General features: G+C 62.2%; 19 protein-coding genes. 11 read left to right on the plus strand and 8 right to left on the minus strand.

The genetic code is table 11. The annotated features are described in order from the left end of the window. Positions 1-3 precede the first annotated feature (3 nt). The 9 genes from murD (at position 4) to lpxC (ending at position 10,509) form a co-directional block, all read left to right on the plus strand. Complete coding sequence (murD, locus tag ACP7CJ_RS00095; RefSeq protein WP_426099715.1) at positions 4-1,350, plus strand: UDP-N-acetylmuramoyl-L-alanine--D-glutamate ligase; 1,347 nt, start codon at positions 4-6, stop codon at positions 1,348-1,350. Beyond that, positions 1,347-2,570, plus strand: coding sequence for a putative lipid II flippase FtsW (gene ftsW / locus ACP7CJ_RS00100; RefSeq protein WP_425262723.1), 1,224 nt, complete (start codon positions 1,347-1,349; stop codon positions 2,568-2,570). The genes murD and ftsW overlap by 4 nt, the downstream gene beginning before the upstream one ends. Then, positions 2,560-3,630, plus strand: coding sequence for an undecaprenyldiphospho-muramoylpentapeptide beta-N-acetylglucosaminyltransferase (gene murG / locus ACP7CJ_RS00105; RefSeq protein WP_247401415.1), 1,071 nt, complete (start codon positions 2,560-2,562; stop codon positions 3,628-3,630). The genes ftsW and murG overlap by 11 nt, the downstream gene beginning before the upstream one ends. After that, entirely contained in the window at positions 3,623-5,083 is a 1,461-nt protein-coding gene (gene murC, locus ACP7CJ_RS00110) for a UDP-N-acetylmuramate--L-alanine ligase (RefSeq protein WP_247401411.1), read from the plus strand. Before murG ends, murC begins: the two co-directional genes overlap by 8 nt. Then, positions 5,080-6,048, plus strand: coding sequence for a D-alanine--D-alanine ligase (locus ACP7CJ_RS00115; RefSeq protein WP_247401410.1), 969 nt, complete (start codon positions 5,080-5,082; stop codon positions 6,046-6,048). The genes murC and ACP7CJ_RS00115 overlap by 4 nt, the downstream gene beginning before the upstream one ends. A gap of 3 nt (positions 6,049-6,051) precedes the next feature. After that, positions 6,052-6,921, plus strand: a complete 870-nt coding sequence (locus ACP7CJ_RS00120) for a cell division protein FtsQ/DivIB (RefSeq protein WP_276196572.1) — start codon at positions 6,052-6,054, stop codon at positions 6,919-6,921. A gap of 15 nt (positions 6,922-6,936) precedes the next feature. Next, positions 6,937-8,199, plus strand: coding sequence for a cell division protein FtsA (gene ftsA / locus ACP7CJ_RS00125; protein ID WP_017845923.1), 1,263 nt, complete (start codon positions 6,937-6,939; stop codon positions 8,197-8,199). A gap of 80 nt (positions 8,200-8,279) precedes the next feature. Then, positions 8,280-9,485 carry a cell division protein FtsZ gene (gene ftsZ, locus ACP7CJ_RS00130; RefSeq protein WP_247401408.1) on the plus strand — a complete coding sequence of 402 codons (1,206 nt, stop codon included), beginning with the start codon at positions 8,280-8,282 and terminating at the stop codon, positions 9,483-9,485. A 112-nt stretch (positions 9,486-9,597) separates the two neighbouring features. Further along, entirely contained in the window at positions 9,598-10,509 is a 912-nt protein-coding gene (lpxC, locus tag ACP7CJ_RS00135) for a UDP-3-O-acyl-N-acetylglucosamine deacetylase (protein ID WP_065900836.1), read from the plus strand. 99 nt (positions 10,510-10,608) lie between these two features. Here the strand turns inward: lpxC and ACP7CJ_RS00140 are convergent, their stop codons facing one another. The 6 genes from ACP7CJ_RS00140 to ACP7CJ_RS00165 form a co-directional block, all read right to left on the minus strand. Next, positions 10,609-12,096: a sensor domain-containing diguanylate cyclase gene (locus ACP7CJ_RS00140; RefSeq protein WP_276196573.1), complete on the minus strand. Its 1,488-nt coding sequence runs from the start codon at positions 12,094-12,096 to the stop codon at positions 10,609-10,611. 86 nt (positions 12,097-12,182) lie between these two features. Further along, entirely contained in the window at positions 12,183-13,511 is a 1,329-nt protein-coding gene (locus ACP7CJ_RS00145) for an OprD family porin (RefSeq protein WP_276196574.1), read from the minus strand. A gap of 404 nt (positions 13,512-13,915) precedes the next feature. After that, the gene (locus tag ACP7CJ_RS00150) at positions 13,916-15,280 is read right to left on the minus strand and encodes a heavy metal sensor histidine kinase (protein ID WP_276196575.1); all 1,365 of its coding nucleotides are present in this window, start codon (positions 15,278-15,280) and stop codon (positions 13,916-13,918) included. Further along, positions 15,270-15,947: a heavy metal response regulator transcription factor gene (locus ACP7CJ_RS00155; RefSeq protein WP_247401400.1), complete on the minus strand. Its 678-nt coding sequence runs from the start codon at positions 15,945-15,947 to the stop codon at positions 15,270-15,272. The genes ACP7CJ_RS00150 and ACP7CJ_RS00155 overlap by 11 nt, the downstream gene beginning before the upstream one ends. 9 nt (positions 15,948-15,956) lie before the next feature. Further along, positions 15,957-19,052, minus strand: coding sequence for a multidrug efflux RND transporter permease subunit (locus ACP7CJ_RS00160; protein ID WP_426099714.1), 3,096 nt, complete (start codon positions 19,050-19,052; stop codon positions 15,957-15,959). Beyond that, positions 19,049-20,215, minus strand: coding sequence for an efflux RND transporter periplasmic adaptor subunit (locus ACP7CJ_RS00165; RefSeq protein ID WP_276196577.1), 1,167 nt, complete (start codon positions 20,213-20,215; stop codon positions 19,049-19,051). The genes ACP7CJ_RS00160 and ACP7CJ_RS00165 overlap by 4 nt, the downstream gene beginning before the upstream one ends. A gap of 215 nt (positions 20,216-20,430) precedes the next feature. Here ACP7CJ_RS00165 and ACP7CJ_RS00170 point away from each other — a divergent pair, with 215 nt between their 5' ends. Both ACP7CJ_RS00170 and ACP7CJ_RS00175 read left to right on the plus strand, forming a co-directional pair. Beyond that, on the plus strand, positions 20,431-20,664 hold the full coding sequence (locus tag ACP7CJ_RS00170; protein WP_247400083.1) for a hypothetical protein: 234 nt from the start codon (positions 20,431-20,433) through the stop codon (positions 20,662-20,664). A gap of 169 nt (positions 20,665-20,833) precedes the next feature. Beyond that, positions 20,834-21,622 (plus strand): transporter substrate-binding domain-containing protein, encoded by a 789-nt coding sequence (locus tag ACP7CJ_RS00175; RefSeq protein WP_276196578.1) that lies wholly within the window; start codon positions 20,834-20,836, stop codon positions 21,620-21,622. Here ACP7CJ_RS00175 and ACP7CJ_RS00180 read toward each other — a convergent pair. Together ACP7CJ_RS00180 and ACP7CJ_RS00185 are read right to left on the minus strand one after the other, a co-directional pair. Next, on the minus strand, positions 21,619-22,362 hold the full coding sequence (locus ACP7CJ_RS00180) for a YkgJ family cysteine cluster protein (protein WP_426099713.1): 744 nt from the start codon (positions 22,360-22,362) through the stop codon (positions 21,619-21,621). The genes ACP7CJ_RS00175 and ACP7CJ_RS00180 overlap by 4 nt on opposite strands. Before the next feature lie 108 nt (positions 22,363-22,470). After that, a complete protein-coding gene (locus ACP7CJ_RS00185) occupies positions 22,471-22,953 on the minus strand; it encodes a GNAT family N-acetyltransferase (RefSeq protein ID WP_247400089.1) in 483 nt (160 codons plus the stop codon). Positions 22,954-22,955 lie beyond the last annotated feature (2 nt).

Raw genomic sequence — 22,955 nt, forward strand, 5'->3', positions numbered from 1 at the left:
CGAGTGTCCCTGATCGCTTCAGACCACTTCCGCATCGTTGTCGGCCTCGGCAAGAGCGGCATGTCCCTGGTTCGCTTCCTGGCGAACCGGGGCACGTCGTTTGCTGTCGCCGATACGCGGGAAAATCCACCGGAGCTGGTCACGCTGCGCCGTGACTACCCGCACGTGGAAGTGCGTTGTGGCGAGTTGGATGTCGAGTTTCTGTGCCGTGCCGACGAGCTTTACGTAAGCCCCGGCCTGGCCCTGGCGACACCGGCCCTGCAAGCCGCAGCGGCGCGTGGCGTAAAACTGTCCGGCGATATCGACCTGTTCGCGCGCAACGCTAAGGCGCCGATCGTGGCGATCAGCGGTTCCAATGCAAAAAGCACCGTGACCACCCTGGTTGGTGAGATGGCGGCAGCGGCTGGCAAGCGCGTGGCCGTGGGCGGCAACCTCGGTACCCCGGCGCTGGACCTGCTCAGCGACGACGTCGAGCTGTACGTGATGGAGCTGTCGAGTTTCCAGTTGGAAACCACCCACGACCTGGGCGCTGAAGTGGCCACCGTGCTGAATGTCAGCGAAGACCACATGGACCGCTACAGCGGCCTGCCGGCCTATCACCTGGCCAAGCACCGGATTTTCCGCGGTGCCAAACAAGTGGTGGTCAACCGCCAGGACGCCTTGAGCCGTCCGTTGATGGGCGAGGGCCTGCCGTGCTGGACCTTTGGCCTGGGCAAACCCGACTTCAAGGCTTTCGGCATTCGTGAAGAGAACGGCGAGAAATACCTGGCCTTCGAATTCCAGAACCTGATGCCTGTGCGCGAGCTGAAAATCCGTGGTGCGCACAACCAATCCAATGCCCTGGCGGCTCTGGCCCTCGGGCATGCCGTTGGTTTGCCGTTCGACGCCATGCTCGCGAGCCTGCGCACCTTCGGCGGCCTTGAGCATCGCTGCCAATGGGTACGCGACCTGAATGGCGTCAGCTATTACAACGATTCCAAGGCCACCAACGTCGGTGCCGCATTGGCCGCCATCGAAGGCCTGGGTGCCGATATCGACGGCAAGCTGCTGCTGATCGCCGGTGGCGACGGCAAAGGCGCCGATTTCAAGGACCTCAAGGGGCCGGTGGCCGCCCATTGCCGCGCCGTGGTGCTGATGGGGCGCGATGCCGACTTGATCGCCGCCGCCCTCGGTGATGCGGTGCCGCAAGTGCGCGCCAGCTCCCTCAACGATGCGATTGCCCAGTGCAAAGCCTTGGCCCAGCCGGGTGATGCGGTGTTGTTATCGCCGGCGTGCGCCAGTTTCGACATGTTCAAGAACTACGAAGAGCGCGGCCAGCTGTTCGCCCGCGCCGTGGAGGCCTTGGCATGAATATCAATTTGCGTAACATCATCAAGCCGTACCCGTCGCCGATCATTACCGGGCGCGGCATCGACCTTGACTTCCCGATGCTCGCCGGTTGCCTCGCGCTGCTGGGCCTGGGGCTGGTGATGATTACGTCGGCGTCTTCCGAAGTGGCTGCCGTGCAGTCGGGCAACACCTTGTACATGATGATCCGTCACCTGGTGTACCTGGTGATCGGCCTCGGCGCGTGCATCGTCACCATGATGATCCCCATCGCGACCTGGCAGCGCCTGGGTTGGCTGATGCTGATCGGGGCATTTGGCTTGCTGATCATGGTGATCCTGCCCGGCATCGGCCGCGAGGTGAACGGTTCGATGCGCTGGATCGGCTTCGGTGCGTTTAACGTGCAGCCGTCGGAAATCGCCAAGGTGTTCGTGGTGATCTACCTCGCCGGTTACCTGGTACGTCGTCAGAAGGAAGTGCGCGAGAGCTGGATGGGCTTCTTCAAGCCGTTCATCGTGCTGCTGCCCATGGCGGGCCTGCTGCTGATGGAACCCGACTTCGGGGCCACCGTCGTGATGATGGGCGCCGCCGCAGCGATGCTGTTCCTCGGCGGCGTCGGGCTGTTCCGCTTCACCTTGATGGTGGTGCTGGCGGTGGCCGCCGTGACCGTGCTGGTGCAGGCGCAACCTTACCGGATGGCCCGTCTGATCACCTTTACCGACCCGTGGTCCGACCAGTTCGGCTCCGGCTACCAGTTGACCCAGGCGCTGATCGCCTTCGGTCGCGGCGAGTGGCTGGGCGTGGGCCTGGGCAACAGCGTGCAGAAACAATTCTACCTGCCGGAAGCGCACACTGACTTCGTGTTCTCGGTGCTCGCCGAAGAACTGGGCGTGGTCGGCTCGCTGTGTACCGTCGCGCTGTTCGTGTTCGTATGTGTGCGCGGCATGTACATCGGCTTGTGGGCCGAGAAGGCCAAACAGTATTTCGCTGCGTATGTGGCGTATGGCTTGTCGTTCCTGTGGATCGGCCAGTTCCTGATCAATATCGGCGTGAACGTCGGCCTGCTGCCGACCAAGGGCCTGACCTTGCCGTTCCTCAGTTACGGCGGCAGTTCGTTGGTGATCTGCTGCGCCTGTCTCGGCTTGCTGTTGCGCATCGAGTGGGAGAGTCGCACCCACTTGGGCAGCGAAGAGATGGAGTTCAGCGAAAGCGACTTCGCCGAGGAGCCGACCCATGGGCGCTAACGTGCTGATCATGGCGGGCGGCACCGGGGGCCACGTGTTCCCGGCCCTGGCCTGCGCGCGTGAGTTCCAGAACCGTGGCTACACCGTGCATTGGTTGGGGACGCCGCGCGGCATCGAAAACGAATTGGTGCCGAACGCCGGCTTGCCGCTGCATCTGATCAACGTTACCGGCCTGCGCGGCAAGGGCAAGCTGTCTCTGCTCAAGGCGCCGTTCGTGTTGCTCAAGGCGGTGTGGCAGGCGCGCAACGTCATCCGTGAATTGAAGCCGGTGTGTGTGCTCGGTTTTGGCGGTTATGTGACCGGCCCCGGCGGCGTTGCGGCCAAACTCGCTGGCGTGCCGGTGATCGTGCATGAGCAGAACGCTGTCGCCGGCACCGCCAACCGCTTGCTGGTGCCGCTGGCGGCGCGGGTGTGCGAAGCGTTCCCGAATACCTTCGGCGCATCGGACAAGCGCCGCACCACGGGCAACCCGGTGCGCACCGAACTGTTTATGGACATCGCCCGTGACGCCTTGGCCGGGCGCAAGGCGCACCTGCTGATCCTGGGCGGAAGCCTGGGCGCCGAGCCGCTGAATAAATTGCTGCCGCAAGCGCTGGCGCAACTGCCTGTGGACTTGCGCCCCGAGGTCTTCCACCAGGCCGGCAAGCACCACGATGAAGTGACCGCCACGCGTTATCGCGAGGCCGGTGTCGAGGCTGATGTGCAGCCCTTCATCAAAGACATGGCCCAAGCCTATGGCTGGGCCGACCTGGTGGTCTGTCGCGCTGGTGCGCTGACCGTCAGTGAACTGGCCGCCGCCGGTCTGCCGTCCTTGCTGGTGCCTTTGCCCCACGCGATCGACGATCACCAGACCCGCAACGCCGAATATTTGGCCGGGGAGGGCGCTGCCTTCCTGCTGCCGCAAAGAACGACTGGCGCCGCCGATTTGGCCGCACGCCTGACCGAGGTTTTGATGCAACCGGAACGACTCAACAGCATGGCGAGCACCGCACGCCGCCTGGCCAAACCTGACGCAACCCGCACCGTGGTCGATATCTGCCTGGAGGTGGCCCATGGTTGAGAATCAGAAAGCCATGCCGCAACCGGAAATGCGCCGTATCCGTCGTATCCACTTCGTCGGGATCGGCGGCGTGGGCATGTGTGGTATTGCCGAAGTGTTGCTGAACCTGGGCTACCAGGTGTCCGGCTCTGACTTGAAAGAGTCGCCGGTCACCGAGCGGCTGAAGTCCTTCGGTGCGAAAATCTTTATCGGCCACCACGCCGAGAACGCCACCGAGGCCGACGTGCTGGTGGTGTCCAGCGCCGTGAACACCTCTAACCCAGAAGTGGCCACCGCCCTTGAGCGCCGCATTCCCGTGGTGCCCCGCGCCGAAATGCTGGCCGAGCTGATGCGCTATCGCCATGGTATTGCCGTCGCCGGCACCCACGGCAAGACCACCACCACCAGCCTGATCGCCTCGGTGTTCGCCGCCGGTGGCCTGGACCCGACCTTCGTGATCGGTGGCCGCCTGAATGCAGCCGGCACCAATGCCCAGTTGGGCACCAGCCGCTACCTGATCGCCGAAGCTGACGAAAGCGATGCCAGCTTCCTGCACCTGCAACCGCTGGTGGCCGTGGTCACCAACATCGACGCCGACCACATGGCGACCTACGACGGTGACTTCAACAAGTTGAAGAAAACCTTCGTCGAGTTCCTGCATAACCTGCCGTTCTACGGTTTGGCGGTGGTGTGCCTGGATGACCCGGTGGTGCGTGAAATCCTGCCGCTGGTCAAGCGTCCTACCTTGACCTACGGCTTCAGCGAAGACGCCGACGTGCGTGCGATCAATGTGCGCCAGCAAGGCATGCAGACGTTCTTCACTGTGCTGCGCCCGGACCGCGAACCGCTGGACGTGTCGGTGAACATGCCGGGCAACCACAACGTGCTCAATTCCCTGGCGACCATCTGCATTGCCTCCGACGAAGGCGTCAGCGATGAAGCCATTGTCGAGGGCCTGTCGGGCTTTGCCGGCGTTGGCCGGCGCTTCCAGGTCTATGGGCAACTGCCGGTGGAAGGTGGTGACGTGATGTTAGTGGACGACTACGGTCACCACCCGACCGAAGTCGCTGCCGTGATCAAGGCCGTGCGCGGTGGCTGGCCGGAGCGTCGCCTGGTGATGGTCTACCAGCCGCACCGCTACAGCCGCACCCGCGACCTGTATGACGATTTCGTCAATGTACTGGCCGATGCCAACGTGCTGCTGCTGATGGAAGTCTATCCGGCCGGTGAAGAACCGATCCCCGGGGCGGACAGCCGCAAGCTGTGCAACAGCATCCGTCAGCGTGGCCAGTTGGACCCGATCTACATCGAACGCGGTGTGGACCTGGCGCCGATCGTCAAGCCGCTGCTGCGTGCCGGCGACATCCTGCTGTGCCAGGGTGCCGGTGATATCGGCGGCCTTGCGCCTAAATTGCTGGCGAGCCCCTTGTTCGTAAAAGAAGCGTTTGCCGCAGAAAAGGGGAAGTCGAAATGACCACCCACTACGGCTCCCTGTTCTCCACCATCGCCCCCGCCGACTTCGGCCGCGTGGCCGTGCTGTTCGGCGGCAAGAGCGCTGAACGCGAAGTGTCACTCAAGTCCGGCAATGCCGTGCTCGAAGCGCTGCAGAGTGCGGGCGTGAATGCGTTCGGTATCGACGTGGGCGACGACTTCCTCGCTCGCCTGCAGGCCGAGAAAATCGACCGCGCCTTCATCATCCTGCACGGCCGTGGCGGTGAAGACGGCAGCATGCAAGGCCTGCTGGAGTGCGCCGGGATTCCTTACACTGGCAGCGGCATCCTCGCGTCGGCGCTGGCCATGGACAAGTTGCGCACCAAGCAGGTGTGGCACAGCCTGGGGATTCCAACTCCGCGTCACCGCGTGTTGTGCAGCGAAGACGATTGTATTTCTGCAGCCAAGGAACTGGGCCTGCCTTTGATCGTCAAACCAGCCCATGAAGGCTCCAGTATCGGCATGGCTAAAGTGAACTCGGCCGCCGAATTGATCGACGCATGGAAAGCGGCAAGTACCTACGATTCGCAAGTGTTGGTGGAACAGTGGATCCAAGGTCCCGAGTACACCATCGCCACCCTGCGTGGCCAGGTATTGCCGCCCATCGCCTTGGGCACGCCCCACACTTTCTACGATTACGACGCCAAGTACCTGGCTTCCGATACCCAGTACCGGATTCCCTGTGGCCTTGACGCAAGCAAAGAACAGGAACTGATGGACCTCACGGCGAAAGCCTGTGAGGCGCTGGGTATCGCCGGTTGGGCGCGGGCAGACGTGATGCAGGACGACCAAGGGAATTTCTGGTTCCTGGAAGTCAACACCGCACCGGGCATGACCGACCACAGCCTGGTCCCTATGGCCGCGCGCGCAGCCGGTCTGGATTTCCAGCAGTTGGTGCTGGCAATCCTGGCGGCCAGCGTTGCCGGTGAAGAAAGGCAGCGAGGCTAAGACATGAAAGGCGCATCGCTTCGTCATCAGCCCCCACACGCACCCGGCCGCAAGCCGGTGCCACGGGGTGCCAGCCGGATGGTGGCTAAAGAGCCGATGTCGGCGCGCCTGCCGAAAGCCAATTTTGGTTTCCTCAAGGCGCTGTTCTGGCCGGTGTTGCTGGTGGTGTTGGGCTTCGGTACTTATGAAGGCGCGCAGCGTCTGTTGCCTTACGCCGACCGGCCGATCACCAAGATCAGCGTACAGGGCGACTTGAGCTACATCAGCCAGCAAGCGGTACAGCAGCGCATCGGTCCGTTCCTGGCGGCGAGTTTCTTCACCATCGACCTGGCCGGTATGCGCCGGGAGTTGGAGCAGATGCCGTGGATCGCCCACGCCGAAGTCCGCCGTGTATGGCCGGACCAGGTGACGATCCGCCTGGAAGAACAACTGCCCGTGGCCCGTTGGGGTGATGAAGCGCTGTTGAACAACCAGGGCCAGGCGTTCACCCCGCGTGAGCTGGCCAACTACGAGCACCTGCCGCAGCTGTTCGGGCCGCAGCGGGCGCAGCAGCAAGTGATGCAGCAGTACCAGGCCTTGAGCCAGATGCTGCGGCCGCTGGGCTTCTCCATTGCACGCCTGGAATTGCGTGAACGGGGCAGCTGGTTTTTGACGACCGGGGCAGGCAGTTCCGGCCCGGGCATCGAGTTGTTGCTGGGACGCGACCGCTTGGTGGAAAAGATGCGCCGCTTTATTGCCATCTATGAAAAGACCTTGAAAGAACAGATTACGAACATTGCGAGCGTCGACCTGCGTTACGCCAACGGCCTTGCCGTCGGCTGGCGTGAACCGGCTGCGCCCACGGCAGCGCAACCCGCTGTCGCGAAGAATTAAGAAGAGGCAGGACCCATGGCAAACGTGCAAAGCGGCAAAATGATCGTCGGTCTCGATATCGGCACCTCCAAAGTGGTGGCGCTGGTGGGCGAGGTCGGGGAAGACGGCACGATCGAAATCGTCGGTATTGGCACGCATCCGTCCCGGGGCCTGAAGAAGGGCGTGGTGGTGAACATCGAGTCCACCGTGCAATCGATCCAGCGCGCCATTGAAGAAGCGCAGCTGATGGCCGGTTGCCGGATTCACTCGGCGTTCGTCGGCGTGGCGGGCAATCACATCCGCAGCCTGAACTCCCATGGCATCGTGGCGATCCGCGACCGTGAAGTCAGTGCGGCCGACCTTGAGCGCGTACTCGACGCGGCCCAGGCCGTGGCGATCCCGGCTGACCAGCGCGTGCTGCACACCCTGCCGCAGGACTACGTGATTGACAACCAGGAAGGCGTGCGCGAGCCCCTCGGCATGTCGGGCGTGCGCCTGGAAGCCAAGGTCCACGTGGTGACCTGCGCGGTCAATGCCGCACAGAACATTGAAAAGTGCGTGCGCCGCTGCGGCCTGGAAATCGACGACATCATTCTCGAGCAACTGGCTTCGGCCTACTCGGTACTGACCGATGACGAAAAAGAACTGGGCGTGTGCCTGGTCGACATCGGCGGCGGCACCACCGACATCGCGATCTTCACCGAGGGTGCGATCCGTCACACCGCCGTGATCCCGATTGCCGGCGACCAGGTCACCAACGACATTGCCATGGCGTTGCGCACACCGACTCAGTACGCCGAAGAGATCAAGATCCGTTACGCCTGCGCCCTGGCCAAACTGGCCGGTGCCGGTGAAACCATCAAGGTGCCAAGCGTGGGCGACCGTCCACCGCGCGAGCTGTCGCGCCAGGCTTTGGCCGAAGTGGTCGAGCCGCGCTACGACGAGCTGTTCACCCTGATCCAGGCGGAACTGCGCCGCAGTGGCTACGAAGATTTGATCCCGGCCGGCATCGTGCTGACCGGTGGCACCTCGAAGATGGAAGGCGCGGTCGAACTGGCCGAAGAGATCTTCCACATGCCGGTCCGCCTGGGCGTGCCCCATGGCGTCAAAGGCCTGGGCGACGTGGTGCGCAACCCGATTTATTCCACCGGTGTGGGCTTGCTGTTGTACGGGCTGCAAAAGCAGACCGACGGCATTTCCCTGTCGGGCCCGAGCATCCGCGACAGCTACCGCGGCGACGACGAAGCGAAAGCACCGTTGTTCGAACGGTTGCAGGCTTGGGTCAAAGGCAATTTCTAACGATTTACCGCAGCACCGCACCACTGTTGTAGAAGCATGCAGTAGGCGAAAAAACTAGAGAAAACGAAAGGAGAGGGAACATGTTCGAACTCGTAGACAACATCCCCGCAAGCCCGGTCATCAAAGTGATCGGTGTCGGCGGTGGCGGCGGCAACGCTGTCAACCATATGGTCAAGAGCAACATCGAAGGCGTTGAATTCATCTGCGCCAACACCGATGCCCAGGCGCTGAAGAGCATCGGCGCGCGGACCATCCTGCAATTGGGCACCGCCGTGACCAAGGGCCTCGGCGCCGGCGCCAACCCAGAAGTCGGCCGTCAAGCCGCCCTGGAAGACCGTGAGCGTATCGCTGAAGTGCTGCAAGGCACCAACATGGTGTTCATCACCACTGGCATGGGCGGCGGTACCGGTACCGGTGCAGCGCCGATCATTGCCGAAGTGGCCAAGGAAATGGGGATTCTGACGGTCGCTGTCGTGACCCGTCCGTTCCCGTTCGAAGGTCGCAAGCGTATGCAGATCGCCGACGAAGGTATCCGTCTGCTGTCTGAAAGCGTCGACTCGTTGATCACCATCCCCAACGAGAAGCTGCTGACTATCCTGGGCAAGGACGCGAGCCTGCTGTCCGCGTTTGCCAAGGCTGACGATGTACTGGCCGGTGCCGTTCGCGGTATCTCCGACATCATCAAGCGTCCGGGCATGATCAACGTCGACTTCGCCGACGTGCGTACCGTGATGAGCGAAATGGGCATGGCGATGATGGGCACTGGCTGCGCCAGCGGTCCGAACCGTGCGCGTGAAGCCACTGAAGCGGCCATCCGCAACCCGTTGCTGGAAGACGTGAACCTGCAAGGCGCACGCGGCATCCTGGTGAACATCACCGCCGGTCCTGACCTGTCCCTGGGTGAGTACTCCGACGTGGGTAGCATCATCGAAGCCTTTGCTTCCGAGCACGCGATGGTCAAAGTCGGTACGGTTATCGATCCGGACATGCGCGACGAACTGCATGTAACCGTGGTTGCGACCGGCCTGGGCGCAAAAATCGAGAAGCCTGTAAAGGTCATCGACAATACCGTTCACACCAGTCACAGCAGTCACGCCAGCCAAGCGGCTGCCGCTCCAGCGCCTTCGCGCCAGGAACTGCCGTCGGTGAACTACCGTGATCTGGACCGTCCGACCGTGATGCGCAATCAGGCTCAGGCCGGTGCTGCGGCGTCCCGTAGCCCGAATCCGCAAGATGACTTGGACTACCTGGACATCCCGGCATTCCTGCGTCGTCAGGCCGATTAATGGAATGTATCAGGGCTATGAAGGTGATTGGTGTTCAGCAAAGGTCTGGTCTGCTATTATCGCCAGCCTTTGTTGATACCAGTTCGCAATTTGCGCTGAAGCGGTCCAAGCCATGATTAAACAACGCACCCTGAAGAATATTATTCGTGCCACAGGTGTAGGTCTGCACTCCGGGGAGAAGGTATACCTGACCCTCAAACCTGCACCTGTCGACACCGGCATCGTGTTTGTTCGTGCCGACCTGGACCCTGCGGTGCAGATTCCTGCTCGCGCGGAAAACGTCGGCGAAACCACGATGTCGACCACATTGGTCAACGGTGACGTCAAAGTGGACACGGTGGAGCACTTGCTCTCGGCCATGGCCGGTCTGGGCATCGATAACGCCTACGTCGAGCTCTCCGCGTCCGAAGTCCCCATCATGGATGGCAGCGCTGGTCCCTTCGTATTCTTGATTCAATCTGCCGGCCTGGAAGAACAGGACGCAGCCAAGAAGTTCATTCGCATTCTGCGGGAAGTGACAGTAGAAGACGGCGACAAGCGCGCCACCTTCGTCCCGTTCGAAGGCTTTAAAGTGAGCTTTGAGATCGATTTCGATCACCCGGTATTTCGTGACCGCACCCAAAGTGCAAGCGTGGATTTTTCCAGCACTTCGTTCGTAAAAGAAGTCAGCCGCGCCCGTACCTTTGGTTTCATGAGTGACATCGAGTACCTGCGCAAGCACAACCTCGCACTCGGCGGCAGCGTTGAAAATGCCATTGTGGTCGACGCGGATGGTGTACTGAACGAGGACGGCCTTCGTTATGAAGACGAATTCGTGAAGCACAAGATCCTCGATGCAATCGGTGACCTCTACCTGCTGGGCAATAGCCTGATAGGTGAGTTCAAAGGCTTCAAGTCGGGCCACGCCCTTAACAACCAGCTGCTGCGCAAGTTGATTGAGCAGACAGATGCTTGGGAAGTCGTGACCTTCGAAGATGCCAGCACCGCACCGATCTCTTACATGCGTCCCGTTGCGGCGGTGTAAGTAACAACTCTCTTTCTTTAGTTTTAAGGGCTGCCTTCGGGTGGCCTTTTTTATTGCTATGGCTCGCTCGCCACAATGGCCTGCTCGCTTCAGTCATCGTTACTGTGCATCCACGATGCGATTGCGCCCCGTGTGCTTGGCCTCATACAGCGCCTGGTCCGCACTGAGCATCAAATCCTCCAGGGACATGCCACTGCGCTTTTCCCAGGTACTCAGGCCGATGCTCACGGTGATCGGCCGTTCATCTCCCGCCACCCGTGGCAAGTGCTCGACGCCACTGCGGATATGCTCGGCAATCAGCCATGCGCCTCGGTCATCGGTAGCCGGCAACACCACGGCGAACTCTTCACCGCCATAACGTGCGGCCAGGTCGGCTGGGCGACGGATGTTGCTGCCGATCACCTGGGCGACGTTGCGCAACGCCTCATCGCCGCCGTGATGGCCGTGGCGGTCGTTAAATGCCTTGAAGTGGTCGACGTCGATCATCAACAGCGTCAGCGGTTCGGCAGAGCGCTGAGCGCGGTCCCATTCCAGGCGCAGGCGGTGGTCCAGTTTGCGCCGGTTGGCCAGGCCGGTGAGCGCGTCGGTGGCTGCCAGTTCTGACAGCACCTTCTCTGCGCGATAACGGCGTCGCAGTTCCCGGCGCAGCATCCAGGTCAGCCATAGAAGGCCCAGACACAGGATGCCCGTGGCGCCGCTTGTCAGCATCGCCGCGCGTTTCCACGGCGCGAACACATCGTCGCTGGACAGCGCCACCACCACAATCAGGGGCAGCTCACCGACATTGGTGAAGGTGTACAGGCGCTCCTTGTCGGTGATGGCTGAGATGGCCCTAAAGCTGCCGCTCCCATCGCGCAGCATGCGCTTGAAGTTGGGGCGATCACTCAGGTCCTTGTCGATCATGTCGCGCTCCAGCAGCGGTTGCTGGGCCAGGAGAATGCCGCGGTTGTTCAACAGGTTGACCGAGCTGCTATGGCCGATGGTCAGGCCTTTGAACAACTGATCGAAGTACGCCAGGCGCATGGTGGCCACGGCGACCCCGGCAAACTCGCCGTTGGCGCCGGTGACGCGGCGGCTGAATGCGATGCGCCAGACCTGCTCGCAATTGCACTCAACCCTGAACGGCCGGCTGATGAACAGGTCGGTCTGGCCGGCGTTCTTATGTGCGATGAAGTAGTCGCGGTCAGCGAAATTGCGCGGGGTTGGCTTGAGCGTCGAAGAGTCAGCGATGACGGCGCCCTTGGCGTCCAGCAACAGCACTTCGCCTTTGAACGGCGCGGCCGCTGACCGCTCAAATTGCACCAGGTGTCGGATGTCCGCTGATACCCGGGACAAATCCTTGCGCTGGGTGGCCGCGATCAGCCCTTGCAGTGCGAGGTCATAGAGTTCGACGTTACGCAGCACATCGGCGTTGATCAGTTGCGCGATGTTGGTGGTTGAGCGTTTGGCCGCCTCCAGAGCACTGGCGTGTTCGCGGATCAACAGCACCGAGACCATGATCACGATCAGCGCGACGGTGAGGCCACTGCCCAGCATCAGCAACAGCTCTGGGCGTTCAGGTGGTGTACGGACGGGGCGTTGACTCATCGGGCAGACTTCGACGATAAAGATGCTGGCAGTTTAGTTCTACCCGATGAAAATTGATTGATGGGTCAAAAAGAAAGATCTGCGCTTTAGAACACGTTGATCGGATAGTCGACGATCACCCGGTATTCATCCACATCCCGATCCACCGCCGAGTAGCCATTGCTGCCGCGGTTGGTCGCCCATTGCAGGCGCAGCGACAGATCCTTGGCCTTGCCGCCCTGCACCACGTATTTCATATCGATGTCCCGTTCCCAGTGCTTGGCGTCCTGGCCGTCGGCGCTGTACCAGGCGCTGTAGCCCCGGCTATTGGGGTCGACTTTGCTCAGGTCGGTCTTGCCGCTGCTATAGGACACGGCAGTGGTCAGGCCGGGCAGGCCGAGGCCGACAAAGTCATAAGCGTACTTGAGCTTCCACGAACGCTCGTTGGGGCCGTTGAAGTCCGAGTATTGCTGGGAGTTGTCCAGGTACACGCTGTCGCCCTGGGTGATGTAGTCGAACGGTGTGTTGCCGTTGACCCGCTGGTACGCGGCCGTGACGCTGTGGTTGCCCACGCCTACGGTGAAATGCAGGCTGTAGGTGTTGTTGTCGATGTTACCCAGCAGCGACTGGCCGCTGTCCTGGGTGTGGTAGTAGTGCAGGCCGGGGTTGAGGCTGACCAGATCGTTCAGTGCGTAGGTGTAGTCGAGGTCGTAGTAGTACTGGTGCCACACATCCTTGAGTTCGGAGGCGTACAGGTTGCTGGTCAGGCCCGGGATGCCGCTGAACGACACACCGGCCCAGTCCAGGTGCTGGCTGTCGGCGTGCTCCGGCAGTACGCCGTAGCTGGTGCCGATGCGCCCGTGGCCGCTCTGGTTATAGAGTTTGGTGAAACTGGCTTGGCCGCCTTCGATCATCCAGCCGTCAACGCTGTGGTTGGTCAGGCTCACGCCGCGAAAGGTCTGGGGCAGCATACGGGTCATGCCGCCGGCGATCACCGGGTTGTTGAGGAACAGGTCACCGGCTTTCAGTTCCGTGTCGAACGCGCGCATCTTCAGCGTGCCGCCAGCGGTGGAAAACGACCCCGGCGCCTTGCCGCTGCCGTCACTGTTGCCATACGGCAGGATGCTGGAACCGTCGGTGCCGCCACCGCCGTCGAGCTTGAGGCCGAGCATGGCGTGGGCATCCAGGCCGAAGCCGACAGTGCCCTGGGTGTAGCCGGATTCGAAGATGCCGAGAAAGCCCTGGCCCCATTCTTTGCTGTCATCGGTGTGGATGTCGCGACGGTCGCGGTTCATGTAGTAGTTGCGGGCGTTGAGTTTGAGGCTTGCGCCTTCGACGAAACCGTCGGTGGTGGAGGTGTCTGCCGCGTGGGCGAGGGGGGCGATCGTTGCTGCAATCGCGAGGAATAACGGGGTGAACGTCAGCGAGTTCTTCACCGGTGGAGCTCCTTTGGTCAAACGAAAACGGCCAATGTCGTGGGGGTGTGCCTGGCCTTTTTTACGGCAAAAAAAAAGCCGCTGAAGTCAGCGGCTTTAAGACTGTTTCCCAGTGTAGAGCCCTGGAAAAAAGTCGAGGGAAATTCGGGTAAGCGGGTCAGCTGTCTTTGCCGTCGCGCTCATCGATGCGTCAAATTAACGCAGGCGAGCGCTGCGATACAGAGTGTAACAAGATAATGACTGTTGCCCAAATCGCAACAGTCAGAGATTTAGCGCAAGCGGCGCGGTGCAGTGTGGGAGGGGGCTTGCTCCCGATAGCGGTGTATCAGTCACTGAAGTACTGACTGATCTGCCGCTATCGGGAGCAAGCCCCCTCCCACATGGGGCTGAAGTGTTCTCAAGATTTAGACGGGCAGGGTAATACCGAAGGTGTTGCCGCCCGCGTCACTGCGCACGAACACATCGCCGCCATGCATCAGCGCAATCGCCTTGACGATGGCCAGCCCCAGCCCGTGGTTGGCGCCGCTGTTGCTGCGTGATGCATCCACCCGATAGAAGCGCTCGAACAGTCGAGGCAGGTGCTCGCTGGCAATCGCGGCGCCGGGGTTGGTCACGGCGATCGCCACCTGATGCTCCTGCACGTCGATGTTCACCGCGATGACCTGCCCTGGCGCGGTGTGCTGCACGGCGTTGCTCAGCAGGTTGATCAGCGCGCGGCGCAGGTGGGCTCTTTCGATCTGTACCTGGGCGTCGCCGTGTACTTGCACCCGGACCTGGGCGTCTTCGAGGATGAAATCCAGGTAGTCGAGGGTGGTCGCCACTTCGTCGGCCAGGGAGCTTTCGATCAGCTTGGTGGCCTTGCTGCCCTGGTCGGCGCTGGCGAGGAACAGCATGTCGTTGATGATCGAACGCAGGCGCTCCAATTCTTCCAGGTTGGACTGCAGCACCTCGAAATAATGCTCGGCCGAGCGCCCGCGTGTCAGCGCGACCTGAGTCTGGCCGATCAGGTTGGTCAGGGGTGAGCGCAGTTCATGAGCGACGTCGGCGTTGAATGACTCCAGGCGCGAGTAGGCCTGTTCGACCCGGTCCAGGGTGGCGTTGAACGAGTTGACGAACTGACTCAACTCCGGCGGCAGTGGCGACAGTTGCAGGCGCCCGGAGAGTTTCGGCGGCGCGAGTTTCTGCGCCTCATCCGAGAGTTTGCCCAGCGGCTTGAGGCCGATGCGCGAGACCCAGAACCCCAGCAGCGCCGCCAGGACCACGCCGATGAACGCCAGGCTGATCAGCGCCACCAGCAAGTGGTGCTGGGTGGCGCGGAAGTTTTCGGTGTCGATGGCGATCATGAAGCGCAATGGCGGACGCTGGTCCTGGGCGGGGAACTGGCTCACCAGCACTTTGAACGGGTCGTTATGGCCGGCCAGGCGTAAGTCGCGTTTGCCGGTCGGGCCGGCGGCGAACGTGCGGATCTGCGCGTCCGGGCTGCCGTATTCGTAGTTCGGGTCGCTGCTCACCACCCAGAAACGGATGCGCTTGTCTTCCTCAGCCAGCAACTTGAGTTTGGCCTTGATCTTGGTCCAATGCTCCGGCGTGCCGAAACGTGTCACCGACGACTCCAGCACGCTGTAGCGCGCATCCAGTTCGGCCTCCGGTAACAGGCCCAAGCCTTGGTCCACTTGCTGATAGAGCGCGCCGCCGATCAACAGGAAGATCAGCAGCGCCACCAGGGTGAACATGCCGCTCAAGCGCAGGGCGATGGAATTAGCTGACACTGCGGCTCTCCAGCACATAGCCCATGCCGCGGATGGTGTGCAGCAGCTTGTGTTCGAACGGCCCGTCGAGCTTGGCGCGCAGGCGTTTGATCGCGACTTCGACCACGTTGGCGTCGCTGTCGAAATTAATGTCCCAGACCATCTCCGCGATGGCGGTCTTGGACAGAATCTCACCCTGGCGCCGAGCCAATACGCTGAGCAGCGAGAACTCCTTGGCGGTCAGGTCCAGGCGCACGCCGTTGCGGCTGGCCTTGCGGCTGATCAGGTCGATCCACAGGTCGGCGACGGTCACCTGCACCGGTTCGTGCCCGCCACTGCGGCGGGTCAGGGCTTGCAGGCGCGCCACCAGTTCCAGGAAGGAAAACGGCTTGCCCAGGTAATCGTCGGCGCCTTCACGCAGGCCGCGAATGCGGTCTTCCACGCGTTCGCGGGCGGTGAGCATGATCACCGGCGTTTGCTTGCGCGCACGCAAGGCGCGCAGCACGCCGAAGCCGTCGAGACCGGGCAGCATCACGTCGAGCACGATCACCGCGTAATCGTTTTCCAGCGCCAGGTGCAAACCCTCGACGCCTTCACGCGCCACGTCGACGGTGTAGCCTTGTTCCGTCAGGCCGCGATGCAGGTAGTCTGCGGTTTTTTCTTCATCTTCAACGATCAGGACGCGCATGACCCCGCCTTAATGTGTGGTCGCCAACGCGGGCGTTGGTGTGGGCCTGTGGAAAAACTTCTCAAGGTACAAGTATATGACCGGCGTGGTGAACAACGTCAGCGCCTGGCTCACCAGCAAGCCGCCGACCACCGCGATCCCCAGCGGTTGGCGCAGTTCCGCGCCGGGGCCTGCGCCGAGCATCAGCGGCACGGCGCCGAGCAGGGCGGCGAGGGTGGTCATGATGATCGGCCGGAACCGCGTGACACAGGCTTCGTAGATCGCTTCCTGCGGCGGCAGGCCTCGGACCCGCTGCGCTTCGAGGGCGAAGTCGATCATCAGGATGCCGTTCTTCTTGACGATGCCGATCAGCAACACCAGGCCGATCAGGGCCATGATCGAGAAGTCCTGGCCCAGCAGCCACAACATGATCAACGCGCCCAGGCCGGCCGAGGGCAAGGTGGAAATGATCGTCAGCGGGTGGACGAAACTTTCGTACAGCACGCCGAGAATGATGTAGACCGCCACCAGCGCCGCCAGGATCAGCCACGGCTGGCTGGCCAGCGAACTCTGGAACGCCTGGGCCGCGCCCTGGAAGTTGCCGAGGATGCTGGCCGGCATGCCGATTTCGTTCTTGGCCTGGTTGAGCATGATCACCGCATCCCCCAGCGCCACGCCGGGCGCCAGGTTGAACGACAGGTTGGCGGCCGGGAACATGCCGTCATGGCTGATGGACAACGGGCCCACGCTGGGCGGGTCGACCTTGGCCAAGGCCGACAACGGCACCATCTCACTGGTCAGCGGCGAGCGCAGGTAGAAATAATTGAGGCTTTCGGCTTTACCGCGTTGCTGGCTGTCGAGTTCCAGCACCACTTGGTACTGGTTGATCTCGGTCTGGAACTCGTTGATCTGGCGCTGGCCGAACGCGTCATACAACGCCTGGTCGACATCGGTGGCGGTCAGGCCGAAGCGCGCGGCGGCCTGACGGTCGATACTGATGTGGGTAATGCTGCCGCCCAGTTGCAGGTCGTTGGACAGGTCGCGAAACGCCGGGTTGGCGCGCAGTTTTTCGGTGAGGCGCTGGGTCCAGGTATTCAGTGTCGGGCCGTCGTTGCTTTTGAGCACGTACTGGTACTGGGCGCGGCTGGGGCCGGAACTGAGGTTGATGTCCTGGCCTGCACGCAGGTACAGCACGATGCCCGGCACCTTCGCCAGTTTTGGGCGGATGCGGTCGATGAACTGGCTGGCGGACACATCGCGATCGCCGCGGTCTTTCAAGGCGATCCAGAAGCGGCCGTTGGCGATGGTCTGGTTGCTGCCAGTGACGCCCACCGAGTGGGAAAAGTCTGCCACCGCCGGGTCATCCTTGATGATCTCGGCCAGGGCCTTGTGCTTGGCGACCATGTCCGGGTACGACACATCGGCCGCCGCTTCGCTGGTGCCGAGCACGAAGCCGGTGTCCTGCACCGGGAAGAAACCCTTGGGGATGAACACGTAGCCGAGCACCGCCAGCGCCAGCGTGACCACGAAGATCGCCAGCATGCTGCGTTGATGGGCCAGGGCGCGGCGCAGGTTGCGTGCATAAGCGGCCAGCAGGCGTTCGCTGAAACTAGGCTTGGCGTTGGCGGGATGGGTCGGGGCGCGCATGAACAGTGCCGCCAGGGTCGGCGCCAGCGTCAGCGAGACCACCACCGAAATCAGGATGGTCGAGGTCGCCGTCAGCGCGAACTCCTTGAACAAGCGCCCGACCACGCCGCCCATGAACAGCAGCGGAATGAACGCCGCTACCAGCGAGAAGCTGATGGACACCACGGTAAAGCCAATCTCGCTGGCGCCCTTGATCGCCGCTTCGCGCTTGCCCAGTCCGGCTTCGAGATGGCGGTGAATGTTCTCCACCACCACGATCGCATCGTCCACCACAAAACCCACGGAGATGACGATCGCCACCAGGGTCAGGTTGTTCAGGCTGAAGCCCATCAGGTACATCAAGGCGAAACTGGCGATCAGCGACACCCCGAGCACGCTGGACACAATCAACGTCGCCGACAACTGGCGCAGGAACAGCGCCATCACCGCCACCACCAGCAACACGGCGATCAGCAGGGTCACTTCCACTTCATGCAGGGAGGCGCGGATGGTCTTGGTGCGGTCGCTCAACACACTGACCTGCACCGACGCCGGCAACATGGCCTGCAGGCGCGGCAGTTGCGCTTGAATGCGGTCGACGGTTTCGACGATGTTCGCGCCGGGCTGGCGCGAGATCACCAGGTTGACCCCCGGCGTATCGCCGGACCACGCCTGTACGTAGGCGTTTTCCGAACCGTTGATGACTTTGGCGATGTCGCGCAGTTGAACTGGCGCGCCATTCTTGTAGGACACGATCAGTTGGGCGTAGTCCTCAGGCTGAAACAACTGGTCGTTGGTCGACAGGGTCGACACGCTGTTCTCCCCGTAGATCGCACCTTTGGCCAGGTTCAGGCTTGACTGCTGGATCGCCAAGCGGATGTCGGCCAGGGTCAGGCCGATGGCCGCGAGTTTGTCGGGCGAAGCCTGCACGCGAATCGCCGGGCGTTGCTGGCCGGTGATGTTGATCTGGCCGACGCCGTCGATCTGGCTGATTTGCCGTGCCAGCAGGGTTTCCACGTAATCGCTCAGCTCGGTGCTGGGCATGCTGGCGGAACTGACGCTGAGGATCAGCACCGGGCTGTCCGCCGGGTTGACCTTTTTCCAGGTCGGCAGGTTCGGCATATCGCTGGGCAGCTTGCCGGAGGCGGTGTTGATCGCCGCCTGGACTTCCTGGGCGGCGGTGTCGATGCTCTTGTTCAGGGTGAATTGCAGGGTCAAGAGGCTGGAGCCCAAGGCGCTGCTGGAGGTCATCTGGGTCATGCCGGGGATGGCGCTGAATTGCACCTCCAGGGGCGTGGCCACCGACGAAGCCATGGTGTCCGGGCTGGCGCCGGGCAGTTGCGCGGTGACCTGGATCGTCGGAAATTCCGCTTCCGGCAGCGGGGCGATGGCCAGTTGCGGGAAGGCAATCAGCCCGAGCAACACCAGGGCAAAAGTCAGCAGCAGCGTCGCGACCGGGTGGTCGACGCACCAGGCTGACGGCGAGCGGCTGTCGTTCATGGTTGCACCTTGGCGTCGACGGTCTGGATCACTTGCGGTGGCTCTTTGAGCACCTCGACCTGAGCGCCGGCCTTGAGCCGCGATTGGCCGTCGCTGACCAGCACATCACCGGCCTGTACGCCCTTGATGAGCGTCACATCGCTGTTCTGGTAGGTGACCTGCACCGGTACCACCTCCACCTTGTCGCCGTTGACCCGGTACACAAAGTGCGCATCCAGCCCGCGTTGCACCACGGTCGGCGGCACCACCAGGGCGTTCTTGTCGAGGCCGGTCTGGATCTTGATGGTCACCAGTTGCCCCGGCCACAGGCGCTGCGTGGCGTTATTGAACTCGGCCTTGGCGCGCAGGGTGCCGGTGGTGGAACTGATCTGGTTGTCGATCAGGCTCAAGTGGCCTTCGCCGAGCAGGTCGCCGGTCTGGCCGTCGGTGTCAGCGCCCAGGTAGGCGTCGACGCTGGCTGGGACGGGGGCCGCGATCAGGCCTTGCAAGGTGGGCAACATCTGTTGCGGCAGGGAAAACTCGACGGCAATCGGGTCGATCTGCGTGACCGAGAACAGGCCCTGGGTATCGCTAGTGCGCAGGAAGTTGCCTTCATCCACGGTGCGAATCCCCACGCGGCCGCTGACCGGTGAGCGAATCTGAGTGTAGGAAAGCTGCACCTTTTCCGCATCAATCGCGGCCTGATTGCCCTGGGTGGTGGCCTTGAGCTGGTTGACCAGGGCTTGCTGCTGGTCATAGGTCTGCTTGGACACGCCGTCGTCGACACTCAATGCCTTGTAGCGCTGGAGGTTGATCAGCGCCACTTGCAGTTGCGCCTGGTTTTCTCCCAGCAGGGCCTTGGCCTGGTCGAGGCTGGCGCGGATCGAGCGGTCATCGATGGTCGCCAACAGATCCCCTGCCTTGACCCGCTGGCCTTCCTTGACCAGCAATTGGGTGAGGATGCCGTCGACCTGCGGGCGGATCACCACGCTGTGCAACGACAGCACCGTGCCAATGCCGCTGACGAAACGCGGGATGTCCTGTTGCGCCACGCTCACCACCCGTACCGGGATCGCCGTCGGCGCCGCCAGCCTGGTTTTGGCCGGTCGCGTCAGCGCCCAGGCTGCAATCGCCAGCACCAGCAGGACACCCACGATCAGGGCAGTTTTTCGTTTAATTTGCATGGGGGTGAGGCGCCAGGGCAAAGGAACGGAAGAGTGAGGTGTCTTTATAGCCCGTCAACCCGGTCAGCAAGGTGACTGCTAACTGACAGCGCTGTCAGTAAACGCCGACCATTCGTACAGGCAGTGGTTAAAGATCCGAAGGGCGCAGGTATACTGCTCGCCAGTGTGGGCCGCAAGCTGGCCCCGCATCATTTTTTGCATGCTCCGGAGCTTCCATGACTTCCCCGACACAACCCCCTGTTGAAGCGGCCGACCTCGTCGATCCGGCCAGCGCCGAAGGCGTTGAAAAAACCGAGGTCCCGGCGTTTAAGTTTCCGTTCAAACCGGGTGAACTGGCCGGGGCCAAGAATGCCGCCCAGCCTTGGTACAAGAATGGCGCGAAGAACGGGCACACCAAGTCCCCAGGCATGGCGCCGCCGGGCACCCGTCGTTCGATGGGTAAACGCTGAGAGTAATGCGTCGCACGCTGTGTCGACTACGTCCTACAACGTCCGCTGATATTTCTGATTGTAGAGCCACGACTGTTTCTTGAAAGCTTGCACAGCCTGCGCTGCGCCCCGGCTTTTTCCGCCGGGGTGGGATGGCTGAGGCTGGACTTTCCGGAAAAGGACGTTTCCTGTGGCTCTGATACACATGTGTGCAGTGCTCGCGTTATTGCTGTCGGTTGATAGCGTTGCCGCCAGTGATCCGCCACGGCGTGAAATTCGCTTTGCCGTTGCTGCGCAATTCTCCCCGTTCCAGAGCCGCAACCCGCAAGGGCAACTGGTCGGCCTGAACATCGACCTGGGTAACGCGCTATGCGTGCAGTTGAATGTGCGCTGTACCTGGGTCGATCAGGTGCTGGTGGAAAATTTCCCCGCCCTCGAAGCCCGGCAATTCGACGCAATCATGGGCATGGCGCCCACGTCGATACGTCGGCGCTGGGTGAACTTCACCGATGAACTCTATCCGTTCACCACGCGCTTGGTCGCCCACAGAACATCAGGCCTGATGCCGACCGTGCGCTCGCTCAAGGGCAAGCGTGTCGGGGTGTTGCTGGGTAGTAATCGCGAAGCCTTCGCCCATGCGCAGTGGGCGCCCAAGGGCGTTATTGTCAAGAGCTTCTGGCTCAATGACGAACTGATTCGCAGCCTGGTGGCGGGGGATATCGATGCGACCCTGCAAGGTACCGTGGAAATTCGCGAGGCACTGCTCGATACCGTCGATGGCCAGGACTTCGACTTCCTCGGCCCCGCGATTTCGGCCGAGCTATTGGGCAGCGGCGTGGCAATCGCGGTGCGCAAACCCGATACCGCCCTGCGCAATGCACTCAACCGCGCCCTTGAACAGCTGGTGCAGAACGGCGAATACCAGCGGATCATTCAGCCCTACCGCCTGGATACAGTCCCCGTTGCGCCAAAAGACTAGGCTGTGCGCAGCGGAATAAACGCATAGTTGGCCGGCACCTCGGTGGCAAGCTGTGCCCCCGCATCCAGCAACTGCTCGGCGATGTCCATCCCGGACACATGAAACACCCACTCATTCGCCACGCAAGGCTGGCTCGCCGCCCGCTCGATCGCCTGGGCAAAGGCATCCATCTGCGGCAGGTACGCAGTAAAACCATCGCCCTTGAGCGCTGTGGTGCGAATCCCCAGCAGGGTGCACACCGCTTCTTTGGTCTGTACATCGTCGCGGTCGGCCTGGCGTGAGCGGCGGATCAATTCAGCCAGTTCTTCATCCATCAGTTCGCCACCGGCAATCAACACCGGGCCCTGTTCCCACGACTCCGGCGGGCATTCCTTGGCGGCAGGGTTGAACGGGATGTGCGGGTTGATCTCCATCGGATAGATGCGGCAGACCAACGGCCGGCGGTCATAGATGCGGCACAGGTTGTCTTCGTCAAGATTCCGGCAGCGTCCGGGGTTGTAGGCGGCAAAGGTGATGGCCACGAATGCCTGGGTCTTACCGCTGGGTACCAGCACCGAACGGCGTTCGGCATGCTCGCGTTGTTGCAGCGGCAGGCCAAGGCCGTTGCCGAGAAAACCTTCCACCAGAACGATCACGCTGCCGCCGTCAGCCGCCCATTGGCGGGCTTCTTCGAGGGTCAGGGGCACATGGTGGTCGGTGCAGCATTTGCCACAACCGACGCAGGAAAAATGAGTGTTCATGGCAGATCTGTCACCAGGCTAGGTCAGAGGGCACGCTCGAACGGTGACGGGTTTTCGCCTCTTTTCAGCGTTCAAGGGCACTGAAAGCAAGTTGTGCGCCAGTGCCCGTCAGTCCTCGGTGACCGCATCGCGCAGCACAAACGTCATGCCGGCGCTTTCATAGAGCTGCCGGGCACGTTGGTTGCTTTCCAGGACCTTGAGGTCCACACAGGGCTCGCCGCGCTGTTTGAACACCTGGAAGGCGTGCAGCAACAAGGCGCGCCCCAGCCCCTGGCCCTGGGCGCAGGGATGGACGGCGAGGTTCTTGATGAAGGCGCTGGTCCAGCACTGGGCCACGCCGAGGATGCCTTCGGCATTGCTCGCCACCAGGCACAGCGTGGGGTCGAACTCGGCATCGGTCACGAATTGCTGCCGCCAGGTTTGCAGGTTGGCGACGCGGCCGCCGCCTTGTGCCTGGGTCATGCACAACACTGCATGAATCGCCGGGGCCCATTCGTCGCGGAAGTGATCCAGCTGTGTACCGGCCGGCCACTGCGGCGCGGGCAGGTCACGGGTGAGGTCGCGGCGTAGCAGTTGGAAATACTCGGTCACCG

It is taken from the genome of Pseudomonas sp. PSPC3-2 (assembly GCF_049897085.1).
GTDB lineage: Bacteria > Pseudomonadota > Gammaproteobacteria > Pseudomonadales > Pseudomonadaceae > Aquipseudomonas > Aquipseudomonas paraveronii.

Coding starts and splice junctions, on each gene's coding strand:
- ftsW (WP_425262723.1), top strand. CDS start 1,347: ATGAATATCAATTTGCGTAACATCATCAAGCCGTACCCGTCGCCGATC.
- murG (WP_247401415.1), top strand. CDS start 2,560: ATGGGCGCTAACGTGCTGATCATGGCGGGCGGCACCGGGGGCCACGTG.
- murC (WP_247401411.1), top strand. CDS start 3,623: ATGGTTGAGAATCAGAAAGCCATGCCGCAACCGGAAATGCGCCGTATC.
- ACP7CJ_RS00115 (WP_247401410.1), top strand. CDS start 5,080: ATGACCACCCACTACGGCTCCCTGTTCTCCACCATCGCCCCCGCCGAC.
- ACP7CJ_RS00120 (WP_276196572.1), top strand. CDS start 6,052: ATGAAAGGCGCATCGCTTCGTCATCAGCCCCCACACGCACCCGGCCGC.
- ftsA (WP_017845923.1), top strand. CDS start 6,937: ATGGCAAACGTGCAAAGCGGCAAAATGATCGTCGGTCTCGATATCGGC.
- ftsZ (WP_247401408.1), top strand. CDS start 8,280: ATGTTCGAACTCGTAGACAACATCCCCGCAAGCCCGGTCATCAAAGTG.
- lpxC (WP_065900836.1), top strand. CDS start 9,598: ATGATTAAACAACGCACCCTGAAGAATATTATTCGTGCCACAGGTGTA.
- ACP7CJ_RS00140 (WP_276196573.1), bottom strand. CDS start 12,096: ATGAGTCAACGCCCCGTCCGTACACCACCTGAACGCCCAGAGCTGTTG.
- ACP7CJ_RS00155 (WP_247401400.1), bottom strand. CDS start 15,947: ATGCGCGTCCTGATCGTTGAAGATGAAGAAAAAACCGCAGACTACCTG.
- ACP7CJ_RS00160 (WP_426099714.1), bottom strand. CDS start 19,052: ATGAACGACAGCCGCTCGCCGTCAGCCTGGTGCGTCGACCACCCGGTC.
- ACP7CJ_RS00165 (WP_276196577.1), bottom strand. CDS start 20,215: ATGCAAATTAAACGAAAAACTGCCCTGATCGTGGGTGTCCTGCTGGTG.
- ACP7CJ_RS00170 (WP_247400083.1), top strand. CDS start 20,431: ATGACTTCCCCGACACAACCCCCTGTTGAAGCGGCCGACCTCGTCGAT.
- ACP7CJ_RS00180 (WP_426099713.1), bottom strand. CDS start 22,362: ATGAACACTCATTTTTCCTGCGTCGGTTGTGGCAAATGCTGCACCGAC.